Source organism: Pseudomonas sp. FDAARGOS_761 (assembly GCF_013343155.1).
GTDB lineage: Bacteria > Pseudomonadota > Gammaproteobacteria > Pseudomonadales > Pseudomonadaceae > Pseudomonas > Pseudomonas aeruginosa.
Map to the genome: position 1 here is coordinate 1,263,659 of NZ_CP054572.1, position 15,135 is coordinate 1,278,793.

At 67.6% G+C, this 15,135-nt stretch carries 15 protein-coding genes; 9 read left to right on the plus strand and 6 right to left on the minus strand.

The genetic code is table 11. The annotated features are described in order from the left end of the window. Positions 1-6: 6 nt before the first annotated feature. From fliF to fliJ, 5 genes are read left to right on the plus strand one after another with little or no spacing between them, the layout of a single operon-like run. Positions 7-1,803 carry a flagellar basal-body MS-ring/collar protein FliF gene (gene fliF, locus FOC67_RS06030; RefSeq protein ID WP_003109118.1) on the plus strand — a complete coding sequence of 599 codons (1,797 nt, stop codon included), beginning with the start codon at positions 7-9 and terminating at the stop codon, positions 1,801-1,803. Between the two features lie 5 nt (positions 1,804-1,808). Next, on the plus strand, positions 1,809-2,825 hold the full coding sequence (fliG, locus tag FOC67_RS06035; RefSeq protein ID WP_003082212.1) for a flagellar motor switch protein FliG: 1,017 nt from the start codon (positions 1,809-1,811) through the stop codon (positions 2,823-2,825). Position 2,826: 1 nt separating this feature from the next. Continuing rightward, entirely contained in the window at positions 2,827-3,633 is an 807-nt protein-coding gene (fliH, locus tag FOC67_RS06040; protein ID WP_003082217.1) for a flagellar assembly protein FliH, read from the plus strand. Further along, positions 3,623-4,978 (plus strand): flagellar protein export ATPase FliI, encoded by a 1,356-nt coding sequence (fliI, locus tag FOC67_RS06045; protein WP_009315447.1) that lies wholly within the window; start codon positions 3,623-3,625, stop codon positions 4,976-4,978. Before fliH ends, fliI begins: the two co-directional genes overlap by 11 nt. 13 nt (positions 4,979-4,991) lie before the next feature. Further along, positions 4,992-5,435 (plus strand): flagellar export protein FliJ, encoded by a 444-nt coding sequence (gene fliJ, locus FOC67_RS06050; RefSeq protein WP_009315448.1) that lies wholly within the window; start codon positions 4,992-4,994, stop codon positions 5,433-5,435. A 4-nt stretch (positions 5,436-5,439) separates the two neighbouring features. On the opposite strand, the gene FOC67_RS06055 is transcribed toward fliJ, so the two are convergent. The 3 genes from FOC67_RS06055 to FOC67_RS06065 form a co-directional block, all read right to left on the minus strand. Further along, entirely contained in the window at positions 5,440-6,153 is a 714-nt protein-coding gene (locus tag FOC67_RS06055) for a TorF family putative porin (protein ID WP_003086461.1), read from the minus strand. 198 nt (positions 6,154-6,351) lie between these two features. Then, entirely contained in the window at positions 6,352-7,548 is a 1,197-nt protein-coding gene (gene roeA / locus FOC67_RS06060) for a diguanylate cyclase RoeA (RefSeq protein WP_009315449.1), read from the minus strand. Positions 7,549-7,664: 116 nt separating this feature from the next. Next, positions 7,665-8,822 (minus strand): multidrug effflux MFS transporter, encoded by a 1,158-nt coding sequence (locus tag FOC67_RS06065; protein WP_003109115.1) that lies wholly within the window; start codon positions 8,820-8,822, stop codon positions 7,665-7,667. A gap of 89 nt (positions 8,823-8,911) precedes the next feature. Between FOC67_RS06065 and FOC67_RS06070 the strand changes: the two genes are divergently transcribed. Beyond that, positions 8,912-9,691 carry a helix-turn-helix transcriptional regulator gene (locus FOC67_RS06070; protein WP_003082235.1) on the plus strand — a complete coding sequence of 260 codons (780 nt, stop codon included), beginning with the start codon at positions 8,912-8,914 and terminating at the stop codon, positions 9,689-9,691. Between the two features lie 4 nt (positions 9,692-9,695). Here FOC67_RS06070 and FOC67_RS06075 read toward each other — a convergent pair whose 3' ends face one another. Next, entirely contained in the window at positions 9,696-10,406 is a 711-nt protein-coding gene (locus tag FOC67_RS06075; protein ID WP_003086466.1) for an rRNA pseudouridine synthase, read from the minus strand. Between the two features lie 112 nt (positions 10,407-10,518). Here FOC67_RS06075 and hcuA point away from each other — a divergent pair, with 112 nt between their 5' ends. Both hcuA and hcuB read left to right on the plus strand, forming a co-directional pair. Next, positions 10,519-11,142 carry a hydrophobic compound transporter HcuA gene (gene hcuA, locus FOC67_RS06080; protein WP_003086467.1) on the plus strand — a complete coding sequence of 208 codons (624 nt, stop codon included), beginning with the start codon at positions 10,519-10,521 and terminating at the stop codon, positions 11,140-11,142. Positions 11,143-11,233: 91 nt separating this feature from the next. Continuing rightward, the gene (hcuB, locus tag FOC67_RS06085) at positions 11,234-12,382 is read left to right on the plus strand and encodes a hydrophobic compound transporter HcuB (RefSeq protein WP_003133903.1); all 1,149 of its coding nucleotides are present in this window, start codon (positions 11,234-11,236) and stop codon (positions 12,380-12,382) included. A gap of 3 nt (positions 12,383-12,385) precedes the next feature. Here hcuB and FOC67_RS06090 read toward each other — a convergent pair whose 3' ends face one another. Both FOC67_RS06090 and FOC67_RS06095 read right to left on the minus strand, forming a co-directional pair. Further along, positions 12,386-12,607, minus strand: a complete 222-nt coding sequence (locus FOC67_RS06090) for a VF530 family DNA-binding protein (RefSeq protein ID WP_003082243.1) — start codon at positions 12,605-12,607, stop codon at positions 12,386-12,388. Between the two features lie 100 nt (positions 12,608-12,707). After that, positions 12,708-12,899, minus strand: coding sequence for a hypothetical protein (locus FOC67_RS06095; protein WP_003109112.1), 192 nt, complete (start codon positions 12,897-12,899; stop codon positions 12,708-12,710). A 469-nt stretch (positions 12,900-13,368) separates the two neighbouring features. Here FOC67_RS06095 and hcuC point away from each other — a divergent pair, with 469 nt between their 5' ends. Further along, entirely contained in the window at positions 13,369-15,135 is a 1,767-nt protein-coding gene (hcuC, locus tag FOC67_RS06100) for a hydrophobic compound transporter HcuC (protein ID WP_003086478.1), read from the plus strand.

The window sequence follows — 15,135 nt, forward strand, 5'->3', positions numbered from 1 at the left end:
TAGTTCATGGCCGATGCACTGATCGACAGCCAGGTTCCCGCCAAGAGCGGCGGTGCCGGGATGCTGAAGAAATCCTTCCCGGGACTGTCGTTCCTCGACAACCTTTCCGAGATGACCATGCTGCGCCAGATCGGCCTGCTGGTCGGTCTCGCCGCCAGCGTGGCGATCGGCTTCGCCGTCGTGCTCTGGTCCCAGCAGCCGGACTACAAGCCGCTCTATGGCAGCCTCAACGGGGTCGACGCGAACCGTGTGGTGGAAGCGCTGACCGCGGCGGACATTCCCTACAAGGTCGAACCCAACTCCGGCGCGCTGCTGGTCAAGGCCGACGACCTCGGCCGGGCACGCATGAAGGTGGCCTCCGCCGGCGTGGCGCCGACCGACAACAACGTCGGTTTCGAGATCCTCGACAAGGAACAGGCGCTGGGCACCAGCCAGTTCATGGAAGCCACCAACTACCGCCGCGGCCTGGAAGGCGAGCTGGCGCGCACCGTGTCGAGCCTGAACAACGTCAAGGCCGCCCGCGTGCACCTGGCGATCCCGAAGAGTTCGGTGTTCGTCCGCGACGACCGCAAGCCCAGCGCCTCGGTGCTGGTCGAGCTGTATCCGGGTCGCAGCCTGGAGCCGAGCCAGGTGATGGCGATCGTCAACCTGGTCGCCACCAGTGTGCCGGAGCTGGACAAGTCGCAAGTCACCGTGGTCGACCAGAAGGGCAACCTGCTCTCCGACCAGCAGGAACTCTCCGAGCTGACCATGGCCGGCAAGCAGTTCGACTTCACCCGGCGCATGGAAGGCCTGCTCACCCAGCGCGTGCACAATATCCTGCAACCGGTGCTGGGCAACGGTCGCTACAAGGCCGAGGTGTCCGCCGACGTCGACTTCAGCGCGGTCGAGTCGACCTCGGAGATGTACAACCCGGACCAGCCGGCCCTGCGCAGCGAGCAACGCAACAACGAGGAACGGCAGAATTCGTCCGGGCCGCAGGGCGTGCCGGGGGCGCTGTCGAACCAGCCGCCGGGCCCGGCCAGCGCTCCGCAGCAGGCCACCGCCAGCGCGCCGGCCGACTACGTCGCGCCGGGCCAGCCGCTGAAGGACGCCAACGGCCAGACCATCATCGATCCGAAGACCGGCAAGCCGGAGCTGGCGCCGTACCCGACCGACAAGCGCGACCAGACCACCCGCAACTACGAACTGGACCGCTCGATCAGCTACACCAAGCAGCAGCAGGGGCGCTTGCGCCGACTGTCGGTGGCGGTGGTGCTGGACGACCAGATGAAGGTCGACGCGAAGACCGGCGAGGTCAGCCACCAGCCCTGGAGCGCCGACGAACTGGCGCGCTTCACCCGCCTGGTACAGGATTCGGTGGGCTACGACGCCAGCCGCGGCGACAGCGTCAGCGTGATCAACGCGCCGTTCGCCCCGGCCCAGGCCGAAGAGATCGACAGCATTCCGTTCTACTCGCAGCCGTGGTTCTGGGACATCGTCAAGCAGGTGCTCGGCGTGCTGTTCATCCTGGTCCTGGTGTTCGGCGTGCTGCGTCCGGTGTTGAGCAACATCACCGGCGGCGGCAAGGGCAAGTCGCTGGCCGGCGGCGGCGGTCGCGACGGCGACCTGGCGCTGGGCGAGAGTGGCCTGGAAGGCTCGCTGGCCGACGACCGGGTGAGCATCGGCGGGCCGTCGAGCATCCTCCTGCCGAGCCCCACGGAGGGGTATGATGCGCAATTGAACGCGATCAAGAACCTGGTCGCACAGGACCCGGGCCGCGTCGCCCAGGTCGTGAAAGAGTGGATCAACGCCGATGAGTAAGTGCCATGAGTGAGAATCGTCTCGCCGCCAAACTGACCAAGGTCGACAAGGCCGCCATCCTGCTCCTGTCGCTCGGCGAGACCGACGCGGCGCAGGTGCTGCGGCACATGGGGCCGAAAGAGGTGCAGCGGGTCGGCGTGGCCATGGCGTCGATGCGCAACGTGCACCGCGAACAGGTCGAGCAGGTGATGGGCGAGTTCGTCGAAGTGGTCGGCGACCAGACCAGCCTCGGCGTCGGTGCCGACGGCTACATCCGCAAGATGCTCACCCAGGCCCTCGGCGAGGACAAGGCCAACAACCTGATCGACCGCATCCTCCTCGGCGGCAGCACCAGCGGCCTGGACAGCCTGAAGTGGATGGAGCCGCGTGCCGTGGCCGACGTGATCCGTTACGAACACCCGCAGATCCAGGCCATCGTGGTCGCCTACCTCGATCCCGACCAGGCCGCCGAGGTGCTCAGCCATTTCGACCACAAGGTGCGCCTGGATATCGTCCTGCGCGTCTCCTCGCTGAACACCGTGCAGCCCTCGGCGCTGAAGGAACTCAACCTGATCCTGGAGAAGCAGTTCGCCGGCAACTCCAACGCCACCCGCACCACCATGGGCGGGGTCAAGCGCGCGGCGGACATCATGAACTACCTCGACAGCTCCATCGAAGGCCAGCTGATGGATTCGATCCGCGAGGTCGACGAAGACCTGTCCGGACAGATCGAGGACCTGATGTTCGTCTTCGACAACCTCGCCGACGTCGACGACCGCGGCATCCAGGCGCTGCTCCGGGAAGTCTCCTCGGACGTACTGGTGCTGGCGCTCAAAGGCTCCGACGAGGCGATCCGCGAGAAGGTCTTCAAGAACATGTCCAAGCGTGCCGCCGAGCTGCTGCGCGACGACCTGGAGGCCAAGGGGCCGGTACGGGTCAGCGAAGTGGAAGGTGCGCAGAAGGAAATCCTCACCATTGCCCGGCGCATGGCCGAGTCCGGCGATATCGTGCTGGGCGGCAAGGGTGGCGAGGAGATGATCTGAGGTGGTCCCCCACGACAAGGACAAAGACAATCCCAGCGAACTGATCCGCGGCAAGGACGTGGCGGCCTTCGGCCTCTGGTCGTTGCCGAGCTTCGACGAGCCGCGCGACGAGCCGGCCGTTGCCGCGCCGCAGGTGCCCGCGGTCGCCGAACCCGCGCCGGCGCCGCCGGCGGTGGAAGAGGTCGAGCTGGAGACCGTCAAGCCGCCGACGCTGGAGGAAATCGAGGCGATCCGCCAGGACGCCTACAACGAAGGCTTCGCCACCGGCGAGCGCGACGGTTTCCACGCCGGCCAGTTGAAGGCGCGGCAGGAAGCCGAGGAGGCGCTGAAGGAGCGCCTGCAAAGTCTCGAGCGCCTGATGACGCAGCTCCTGGAACCCATCGCCGAGCAGGACGCCCTGATCGAGCAGGGCATGGTCAACCTGGTCAACCACGTTGCCCGCCAGGTGATCCAGCGCGAACTGCACATGGACTCCAGCCATGTCCGCCAGGTCCTGCGCGAGGCTCTGAAGCTGCTGCCGATGGGCGCGGCGAACATCCGTATCCATGTCAACCCGCAGGACTTCGAGCGGGTCAAGGCGCTGCGCGAGCGCCACGAAGAGAGCTGGCGGATTCTCGAGGACGATTCGTTGCTGCCCGGCGGCTGCCGCATCGAGACCGAGCACAGTCGCATCGACGCGACCATCGAGACGCGCCTGGCGCAGGCAGTGAAGCAACTGTTCGAGCAACAGCGCGAACAGGCGACCCATCCGCTGGCCAGCGACATCCGGATCGACCTCGACGCCCCCGGAGACGTCGATGCGCCTTGAGCGAACCAGTTTCGCCAGGCGCCTGGAGGGCTACACCGAGGCTGTCTCGCTGCCGGCGCAGCCGGTGGTCGAGGGCCGCCTGCTGCGCATGGTCGGCCTGACCCTCGAAGCCGAAGGCCTGCAGGCCGCGGTCGGCAGCCGCTGCAACGTGATCAACGAAAGCGGCTACCACCCGGTGCAGGTGGAGGCCGAAGTGATGGGCTTTTCCGGTAGCAAGGTGTACCTGATGCCGGTCGGCAGCCTCGCCGGCATCGCGCCTGGCGCGCGGGTCGTGCCGCTGCCGGACACCGGGCGCCTGCCGATGGGCATGTCGATGCTCGGCCGGGTGCTCGACGGCGCCGGCCGCGCCCTCGACGGCAAGGGCGGGATGCGCGCCGAAGACTGGGTGCCGATGGACGGCCCGACGATCAACCCGCTCAAGCGCCACCCGATCAGCGAACCTCTCGACGTCGGCATCCGCTCGATCAATGGCCTGCTCACGGTCGGCCGCGGCCAGCGCCTCGGCCTGTTCGCCGGTACCGGGGTGGGCAAGTCGGTGCTGCTGGGGATGATGACCCGTTTCACCAGGGCCGACATCATCGTCGTCGGTCTGATCGGCGAGCGGGGTCGCGAGGTGAAGGAGTTCATCGACGAGATCCTCGGCGAGGAAGGCCTCAAGCGCTCCGTGGTGGTCGCCTCGCCGGCCGACGACGCGCCGCTGATGCGCCTGCGCGCCGCGCAATACTGCACGCGGATCGCCGAGTACTTCCGCGACAAGGGCAAGAACGTATTGCTGCTGATGGACTCGCTGACCCGCTACGCCCAGGCCCAGCGCGAGATCGCCCTGGCCATCGGCGAGCCGCCGGCGACCAAGGGGTATCCGCCATCGGTGTTCGCCAAGCTGCCGAAGCTGGTGGAACGCGCCGGCAATGCCGAAGCCGGTGGCGGCTCAATCACCGCGTTCTACACCGTGCTCTCCGAGGGCGACGACCAGCAGGACCCGATCGCCGACGCCGCTCGCGGCGTGCTCGACGGGCACTTCGTATTGTCCCGGCGGCTGGCCGAGGAAGGCCACTATCCGGCCATCGATATCGAAGCTTCGATCAGCCGGGTGATGCCGCAGGTGGTCGAGGCCGAGCACCTGCGCGACGCCCAGCGCTTCAAGCAGCTCTGGTCGCGCTACCAGCAGAGTCGCGACCTGATCAGCGTCGGTGCCTACGTGGCCGGCGGCGATCCCGAGACCGACCTGGCCATCGCACGCTTCCCGGTCATGCGCCAGTTCCTGCGCCAGGGCCTCGACGAAAGCGAACGCCTGGCGGAAAGCCGTGCGCGGCTGGCGAGCCTGCTCGCCGGCGGGCAGGCCTGAGGCGCCCTGAGGCATGGAGAAGCGCGCGGCGCGGCTGGCGCCGGTGGTGGACATGGCCAGCAAGGCCGAGCGGGATGCCGCGACCCAGCTGGGCAGGTGCCAGCAGCAATTGCTCGCGGCACAGCAGAAGCTGGTGGAGCTGGAGCGCTACCGCAACGACTACCAGCAGCAATGGATCAGCCAAGGCCAGAAGGGCGTCAGCGGCCAGTGGCTGATGAACTACCAGCGCTTCCTCTCGCAACTGGAGACCGCCGTTGTCCAGCAGGCCAACAGCGTGACCTGGCACCGCGAGGCGGTGGACAAGGCGCGGCTCAACTGGCAGGAGAGATACGCCCGCCTGGAAGGGCTGCGCAAGCTGGTCGAGCGCTACCTGGAAGAGGCGCGCCAGGCCGAGGACAAGCGCGAGCAGAAACAGCTCGACGAACTCGCCCAGCGTACCCGCCGCCAGGACGACTGACGACTCAGAAGAACGGACGCGACGCCTTCAGCATGAACGTGGTGTCGCAGTAGCTGTTGTGTCCCGAGTAGGCGCTGCAATCGCTGCCGGTCAGGCTGGTGCCGCTGTAGGACAGGTTCAGGTCGATGCCCAGCCAGGGCCGCGAGAGGTTCACCGACCAGTCGTTGAAGACGCTCACGTAGCCCCCGCCGCTGAGGCTTGCCGGGTTGTCCAGGCGATGGTTGCCGTACTTCAGGGTGACGTCGAAACCGAACGGCGGGTTGACCCCGAGGTCGGCGAACAGGGTGGTGTCGTTGCGCCCCGGGTCGCTGCTCAGGGCCGCGCCGAGCCGGCTGCCGAAGATCGACAGGCCGCCGTAGAGTTCGGCTGCGTCGTTGGCCGGCTGCTCCGGGCGGCTGTAGCGGATCAGGCCCATTTCGTAGCCCAGGCGGTTGTTCAGCGGGCGCTTGAAGCCGGCGTAGGAGTCGATCTCGGTGGGCTTGCCGGGGTCGAGGTTGGAGGTCCAGTTGCCGATGTACCAGCCACTTTCGTGGCTTAGGTCGAGGCCGCCGTGGAAACTGCCGGAGCTGCCCGGGGTGACCAGGCCCTGGGCCATGCTGCGGGTCGGACTGGTGGCCAGCTTGAGTTCGAAATCGCCCAGGTCGCGGGCCATCACCTGGGCCAGGGCCGAGGAGCTGGCGAGCAGGGCACAGGTGAGCACGAGCAGGTGCTTGAGCATGGTTCTCCCCTGGTAATGCGGACAACGGCGCTGCGCCGGTCTTCCCGCACGACGCCAACGGCAAGGCCGCGGCATGGGGCCGGGCGAGGTCGGGCAGGTCGGAAGGGCAGGAAGAGCGGCGAGCTAGAGCGCCACGGACCATCTTAACCAAGGTTCGGGCGGCTGACCGACCGCTCGTCAGGGCCGGCCGATCAATTGTTACCGCAGGCTTTCCGCGAGGCTGGCCAGGCGAATCACTTCCACCCGGTTGCGACCGCTGCTCTTGGCCCGGTAGAGAGCCTGGTCGGCGGCGCTGTAGAGCTGCTCGTAGCTGGCCTGGCCGCCTCCGTCGAGGCTGGCCACGCCGAAGCTGGCGGTCAGGCAGAGCACGCCGTCCTGCGTCGCCAGCGGGGTACCTTCGAGGCGTTCGCGGAGTTTTTCCGCAAGGCTGCGAGCCTGCTGCTCGGCGGTGTCGGGCAGGAGCAGGAGGAATTCTTCCCCGCCCAGGCGCGCCACGCTGTCGCTGCTACGGGTATTGCCGCGCAGCAGGTTGGCGGCATGGCGAATGACCTCGTCGCCGAAGGGGTGCCCATAGCGGTCGTTGATGTACTTGAAGTGATCCAGGTCGACCATCAGCAGGCTCAGCGGCTGCGGTTGGCGAGCGATGCGTGCGAGTTCCATGAGCACCAGCTGGTCGAATTCGCGACGATTGAACAGGCCGGTCAGCGGGTCGTGACCGGCCAGGTACTCCAACTGGCGATTCTTCTCCTCCAGCTCCTGCCGCTGCAACTCCAGCTTGCGTTGCTGGCGCAGGTTGCGCACGTGCCCGTGCCAGAGGATCAGCGACAGCAGCAGGCCGAGGCCGAACGCGGTGAGGCCGTTGGCCTGGTTCGACAGGCGCAGTTGCGGGTCGGCCTGGGCGTGGTCCATCGCCACCTCGAAGACCAGCATGGCCAGGCCGTAGAAAGGCACGGCGTAGGCCGGGCGGATCAGGATGAACATGGCGCAGGCGAAACAGGCCAGCAGCAGCGGCGTGATGTTGCTGGTGATGCGCTGGTCGATGCAGGCGATGGCGACGCCGAAGCCTATGATCCCTGCGCCGCCCAGCAGGATCAGCAGGCGCATGCGCCACAGCTTGGGTGGCTGGCGGCGCAGCCATAGCGCGAGCAGGCCGATGCCGCCGAAGAGCAGGGCCATGGCGCCATGGGCGTACATGATTTCCTGGCGCCAGAGCTGATGGCCGAGGTCCGGGCGGAAGTCCTTCAGGGAAAACACCAGGATGTGGATCAGGTTGAAGGGGACGGTCAGCAGCGCGAGGTGGGTCAGACGCGAGAGATTCTCCAGGGCGATGGGAAGGGCCAGGGACGAATTCACCTCGATGGCGTGCTGGATCGATTCGAGCGTCGTTCTGGCCACGTTCTGCGGGTCCGCGTGGGCGCTGTGCCATCACAGCATAGCAGCGTCGCGACGGCCGCCCTATCCGGCTTTCCGGGCCGATCGTCCGGTTTGCACGGGCGTACCTGGCGCCGCTTTCATTCCGGCAGCCGCCTGGCCAGCAGCAGTGCGACCAGGCCCAGCAGGCTCCAGTACGCCGCCAGCGGCCAGGGACGGTCGAACGGTAGCAGGGTGGACGCGCCCAGTCCGAGGCCGATCAGCAGGTAGTAGGCGAGCCCGAACAGGGCTCCGGCGCGTCCCCGGCAATCGTCGTAGGCGTGCAGCGCCGGACCCAGCAGGTTGGGAATCGCCACGCCGAAGCCGACGAAGATCGGCAGGGCCGGCAGGGCCCAGTACGGGCCTTCGGCGTATCCGCCGGCGGCCAACAGCGTCTGCGCTGTCGCGCCGGCGGCCGCCAGCGCCAGGCCCAGGCGTACCCGGCGAGCGCTGTTCCAGGTGTGCGGCAGGCGTCGGTTGAGCAAGGCGCCGAGGCTCCCGGCAAGGGCGATGGCCAGGCCGATCCAGCCGAAGCCCAGGCCGGGCAGGTCGCCGACCATGAACGGCCCGGCGGCGTAGAAGGAGAACACCAGTACATTGAGCACCGCCACCAGCAGTGCGCGCGTCTGTAGCGGGCGGTCGGCCAGGACCCGTCGGAAGATCGCCAGGGTCGCGGGCTCGGGCGTGCCCGCCAGCAGCGGACGGGTTTCCGGCCAGGCCGGGACGACCAGCGCCGCCAGCGAGGCGAGCAGCACCGCCAGGGTGGCGAACACCGCCGGGTGCCCGCCGAGGTCGGCCAGCCACTGGCCGCCGAGGGGGCCGACTGCCGGCGACCAGGCCAGCACCGCGCCGAGCGTGACGAAATAGCTCATCAACGCCGGGCCTTGCAGCACATCGCGCAGGCTGGCCTGCACCGTCACCGAGCAGGTCGCCAGGCCGAGGCCCTGGACCAGGCGACAGGCAAGCAGGTAGGAATAGTCGGTACTGGCCCAGGCACCGAAGGTCGCCAGGGTCGCCAGGCCGAGCCCGCCGAGCAGAGCCGGGCGCCGGCCGAGGCGGTCGGCCAGCCAGCCCCAGAGCCAGATGCCGGGGGCGAAACCGACGAAGAACAGCGCCATGGTCCACTGGCTGGTAGCGTCGTCCAGTCGCCAGTGGCTGGCCAGGGCCGGCAGCGCGGGGGAAAGGATGGTTTCGGCGACTTGCGGCAGGGCTAGCAGGGCGAGCACCAGCAGCAGGGGAGGGCAAGGACGGTCAGGCATGATGGCTCCGGAAAAAAGAGCCAAGCCTAGGCCGCCTGCGCCTGGCAGAATGCTGCGGTCAGGACGGAAAACATCGCGAAGAGGACAAGGTGCCGCGCTATCCCTACGAACGGGTCGAGGATCCCGATCTCGCCCGCTGCCCGGTGGTCGGCCTCGAGGTCGACAGCACCGGCCACCGCAGCGACTGGCATTGCCACCGGCGCGCGCAGTTGCTGTACATGGCGGCCGGTAGCGTCACGCTGTATTTCGCCGAGCGCATTTGCCAATTGACGCCGCTCCAGGCCGCCTGGCTGCCGGCCGGCGTGCCGCATCGCACGGTCCTTCACGGGCGCTTCGCCTACCGTAGCCTGTACTTCGAACCCTCGGCGTTCGCCGAGCTGCCGGACAGCGTCCAGGTCCTCGAGGTCGGGCCGCTAATGCGCGAACTGATCCTGCGCATGACCGGCTGGGCAGCCGACTTGCAATTGGAAGGGCCGCACCTGACGCTGTTGCGCGCACTGTTCGATGAACTGGCGAGCGCGCCGGCACACGCCGCGAGCCTGCCGATGCCGCGCGATGCGCGGGCGCTGAAGGTGGCCGAGGCGCTGCTGGCGCAACCCGCGCTGGACTGGAGCATCGAGGCGTGGGGACGTGAGGTCGGCGCCAGCGGGCGGACCCTGGCGCGTCTGTTCACCGAGCAGACCGGCCTGGGTTTCTCCCGCTGGCGAACCCAGGCGCGCTTGTTCGAAGCGCGGAGGCGCCTGGCCGAAGGCCGCTCGGTGACCGAGGTCGCCCACGCCCTGGGCTACGCCAGCGACAGCGCGTTCATCGCCATGTACCGGCGGGTCTGCGGGCAGTCGCCGGGGCGCGCCCTGCGTGGTCTCGAATGAGCGCTCAGAAGCGTTCGTGGAGGCCGAGGTAGCGCCATTCGCCGAGCGGTAGCCTGGCCAGCGACAGCGCGCCGATGCGCAGGCGGCGGATGCTCCGCACTTCCAGCCCCTCGCTTTCGCACATGAAGCGCAACTGGCCGGGCAGCACGTCTTTGAGGGCGAAGCGCAGGTGGCTTTCGTTCTGCCAGCTGACCTTGCACGGCGATAGCCTGCGGCCCTGGTAGGCGAGGCCGTGGCGCAGGCGCTCGAGGCCGCCGGCGGCCAGGTCGCCGGCGACCTCGACCAGGTATTCCTGCTCCAGCCGTGCACCGTCGTCCACCAGCTTGCGCAGTACGCCGTGTTGCTGGCTGAACACCACCAGCCCGGAAGCCTCGCTGTCCAGCGCGAGGGTGGGACGCTGGCGGGCGAAGTGTTTCTTCAGCGCTCGCAAGGGACTGGGGTCATCGCTCCAGCGCCGCCCCGCGGCGAGCAGACCTTCGAAATCGTCGTGGCGCCAGCCGGCCGGCTTGTGCAACAGCAGGGTGGCCGGTTCGATCGTTTCCGCGCGGGCGCCCGGCAGCAGCTCCACGCGCTGGTCGAGCACCTTGAACTGTGGCTCCTCGATCACTTCGCCGTCGACGCTGACCCAGCCGCCCTCGATGTACAGCTCGGCTTCGCGGCGCGAGCAGGCAGTGAGTTCGGCGAGGCGTTTGGACAGGCGGATCGGGTCGGTCATGGCGAGGCTACTGGAATGAAAGACCGCCAGTTTACTCGTTGTGGCGATGGGCGCCGAGGAATGATTCGGCGCCCGCTCGGTCCCAACTTAAGGAACCGGAGAGGAGACCCTCATGCAGTCACGCCTGATCGATGGCCTGGAATGGGACCTGGACGAGGATGGCAGCGGCGGCCTGTGCAACGCCAATGGCGACAAGGTCCATCTGCGCCAGGGCGACATGGACGGCGCCTGCGGGCCCTACTGCCTGGTCATGGCGATGCTGGTCCGCGGCCAACTGCGCCGGCGCCAGGCCAAGGGCCTGGAGCGGGTCGACAGTCGCAGTCGCTACGGGCGCCTGATGAAGGCGCTGGACCAGCACGGCCCGCTGCTGCGCGTCGGCACCACCGGCGTCGACCTGCTGGAGCTGCTGGCCGAGATCAACGATACCGAGCATTTCGCCCTCAAGGGCGAGGGGCGCAGGTTGGTCCGGCACACCCGCGAATACCTGGAGGCCGGCTTTCCGGTAGTGCTCGGTTTCCACGGCCGCAAGGGCAGCGATATCCGCCATTGGGGCCTGGCCATCGGCATGAGCGAGCGCGCCTTCCTGCTCCTCGACCCGGCCCACGACCTGCCGCGCGGGCAGGCCTGGAACGCGGTGATCACCAGCGAGGCGCACGGTTCCCGGTTCGGCTATCGCTATATCAATGCCAAGGGCACCTGGGCGGTGACCCTCAAGGAAATGGTCGCCTTGCTTTGAGGGGCGGGTTTGTTACAGCCCGTGTGCGGACCGCCAGGCGCGGCGGATCTGCGACTAGAGTGGTGTTTTTGCTTGGGGAAGGAGAGAACGCATGCCGGGCCTGTCTTTGAATGCCATCCTGCTGAGCGCTGTCGCACTGCTCGCCCCGTCGGCCGAGGCGGTGGACGCCGGTCGCCACGACAGCGAGCTGGGCGCCGTCGAGGTCACTCCGGTGGTTGGCGGTCTGGCCTATCCCTGGGCCGTCGCCTTCCTGCCGGACAACCAGGGCATGTTGGTCACCGAGCGGCCCGGCAGCTTGCGTTTCGTCAGTCCCGAGGGCCAGTTGTCGGCGCCGCTGGAAGGCGTACCCAGGGTCTTCGCCAGCGGCCAGGGGGGCCTGCTCGACGTCGCCTTGTCGCCGGGGTTCGCCGAGGACCGGCTGGTCTACCTGACCTATGCCGAGGCCGGCGAGGACGGCCGCGCCGGAACGGCGGCGGGACGCGGCCGGTTATCGGCGGACAAGCGACGGCTGGAGGGCTTCCACGTGATCTTCCGGCAGTTGCCGAAGCTTTCCAGCGGCCATCACTTCGGCTCGCGCCTGGTCTTCGACGGCAAGGGCCACCTGTTCATCGCCCTCGGCGAGAACAACCAGCGCAGCACCTCGCAGGACCTGGACAAGTTGCAGGGCAAGATCGTCCGCCTGTATCCGGACGGCGGCGTTCCCAAGGACAATCCCTTCGTCGGCCGTACAGACGCGCGGCCGGAGATCTGGAGCTATGGCCACCGCAACCAGCAGGGCGCCGCGCTGAATCCCTGGACCGGCCGGCTCTGGACCCACGAGCACGGCCCGCGCGGCGGCGACGAGATCAACATACCCCAGGCCGGCGGGAACTACGGCTGGCCGCTGGCGACCCATGGAATCAACTACACCCTGCTGCCGATCCCCGAAGCCAGGGGCAAGGCCGTCGACGGTACCGAGGCGCCGCACCATGTCTGGGAGAAGTCGCCGGCGATCAGCGGCATGGCGTTCTACGATGCGCAGCGCTTCCCGGCCTGGCAGCACAACCTGTTCATCGGCGCGCTGGCGACGCAGGAACTGATCCGCCTGCAACTGGATGGCGACCGGGTCGTCCACGAAGAGCGCCTGCTGGGCGATCTCGGGGTGCGCATCCGCGACGTGCGGCAGGGCCCGGACGGCTATCTCTACCTGCTCACCGACCAGAAGGACGGGCAATTGCTGCGCCTGGGGTTGGCGCGCTAGCCTTTAGCCTTGGTTGCGTTTGAGCTGGACGTAGAGCGCCTCGACCTTTTCCCGGGCCCAGGGCGTCTTGCGCAGGAAGGCGAGGCTGGACTTGATGCTCGGGTCGTTCCTGAAACAACGAATGTCGACCCGTTTGCCAAGCTCCGCCCAGCCGTGGTGGGCGACCAGTTCGGTGAGCAGTTTTTCCAGGGTGACGCCGTGCAGTGGATCGGGATGGCCAGGCATGAAGGGCTCGGGATTCAGGCAATGAAAAAGGGGATGGAGCGTGGCACATCTGCGTGCCGGCCTGCCATCCCCTTCGTAGTCCCCGGCGAGGGGCGGGCGATCAGCGCTTCTTGCTGATGGTGATCTGCCGCGACGGGCCGTAGACCTGGCCGCTGACGCCCTTGGCGATCTTCTGGATCTCGCCGCCGGCCTGGAGGAAGGCGGCGACCTGCGCTTCGATGGATTCGCGGGTTTCGACCGCGGGAGCCGGCTTGGCGGCTTTCGGCGCGACGGTTTTCTTCATGATGGCCATATCCGGGGACCTGTCTCTGCATTAAATATGGCCGTTCATTATAACCGAAGCGGCGTTTTATTTCATCTTGAATATTGTCGATCAGATTTCGGACGTAACCTGCTGTTTTCTATAAAGTCCGTTAGGCAATACCCGAGCGAGGCGCTGCGGCATTGGCGAGCCGGCGGCGAACTGCTCGAGGTCTCCGCGGCTGGATGTCCCGCGACCCCGGGCGACGCAGGATACCGCCAGGTGGATAACTCCTTCGCGCATCCCGGCATGAATTCCAATGTTTGCACTAATTGAGCGAGAAAGTTCTCCGGGGCTCTAACTCGCCTATATCGAGAATAATGAAAAGTTCACGATTAGTTATCGGCTAAGTTGCCCGGATATATACGTCGATATCATCGCGCTGCCGGCCGGGGCATGCATCGCCTCGCTGCGTTCCCGGTGCTAACCTGCGGAACCCCAGCCGCCGAGCGAGCGCCGCATGCCAGCCATTCTCTCCTCCCGCCAACGTATCGCCCTGCGCCTGGCCTGGCGCTTCATGGCGCCTTACCGCTGGCGCATGCTCGGGGCCCTGGTGGCGTTGCTGTTCACCGCGGCGATCACCCTGTCCCTGGGCCAGGGCATCCGCCTGCTGGTGGACCAGGGGTTCCTCACCGCCTCGCCCGAATTGCTCAATCGCTACATCCTGCTGTTCTTCGTGCTGGTGCTCGGCCTGGCCGTGGGCACCTTCGTGCGTTTCTACCTGGTGTCCTGGATCGGCGAGCGCTTCGTCGCCGATATCCGCAAGCGCGTGTTCGACCACCTGATCGAGTTGCATCCCGGTTTCTACGAAACCAACCGTAGCTCCGAGATCCAGTCGCGCCTGACCGCCGACACTACGCTGCTGCAGACGGTGATCGGTTCCTCGCTGTCGATGGCCCTGCGCAATGCCCTGATGCTGGTCGGCGGGGTGCTGCTGATGTTCGTCACCAACGCCAAGCTGACCAGCATCGTGGTGCTGGCGTTGCCGCTGGTGATCGCCCCGATCCTGCTGTTCGGCCGCCGCGTGCGCAGCCTGTCGCGGGAAAGCCAGGACCGGGTGGCCGACGTCGGCAGCTACGTCGGCGAAACCCTCGGCCAGATCAAGACCGTGCAGGCCTACAACCACCAGGCGCAGGATCGCCAGCGCTTCGCCGGCACCGTCGAACGCGCCTTCGACACCGCGCGCAAGCGCATCGCCCAGCGCGCCTGGCTGATCACCGTGGTGATCGTGCTGGTGCTCGGCGCGGTCGGCATCATGCTCTGGGTCGGCGGCCGCGACGTGATCGCCGGCAGCATCTCGGCCGGCGAACTGGCCGCGTTCGTCTTCTACAGCCTGATCGTCGGCATGGCCTTCGGCACCCTCAGCGAGGTGATCGGCGAATTGCAGCGCGCCGCCGGCGCCGCAGAGCGCATCGCCGAGCTGCTCAGGGCGCGCAGCGAGATCCGCCCGCCAGCGCAACCACGCAAGCTGGCGGCGCGGGTGAGCGGGAGGATCGAATTGCAGGCGGTGCGCTTCGCCTATCCGACCCGTCCCGAACACTGGGCCATCGACGACATCAGCCTGGCCGTCGAACCGGGGGAAACCCTGGCCCTGGTCGGACCTTCCGGTGCCGGCAAGTCGACCCTGTTCGATCTGCTCCTGCGTTTCTTCGATCCGCAGCAGGGACGGCTGCTGCTGGACGGACAGCCGATCGTCGAACTGGACCCGGCCGACTTGCGCCGCAGCTTTGCCCTGGTGTCGCAGAACCCCGCGCTGTTCTTCGGCAGCGTCGAGGAAAACATCCGCTACGGCCGTCCGCATGCCAGCGCCGCCGAGGTCGAGGCCGCAGCGCGTGCCGCGCATGCCCACGAGTTCATCCTGGGTCTGCCGCAGGGCTACGCCACCCACCTGGGCGAGGGCGGCATCGGCCTGTCCGGCGGCCAGCGCCAGCGCCTGGCGATCGCCCGGGCGTTGCTGGTAGACGCGCCGGTGCTGCTGCTCGACGAGGCGACCAGCGCCCTGGATGCGGAAAGCGAGCACCTGATCCAGCAGGCCCTGCCAGGCCTGATGAGCGGACGTACCACCCTGGTGATCGCCCATCGCCTGGCCACGGTGCAGAGCGCCGACCGCATCGCGGTGATCGACCAGGGGCGGCTGGTGGCGATTGGTAGCCACGCCCGTCTGATCGCCGAGAACCCGCTCTATGCGCGCCTGGCGGAACTGCAGTTCGCCGTCGGCGGACGCTAG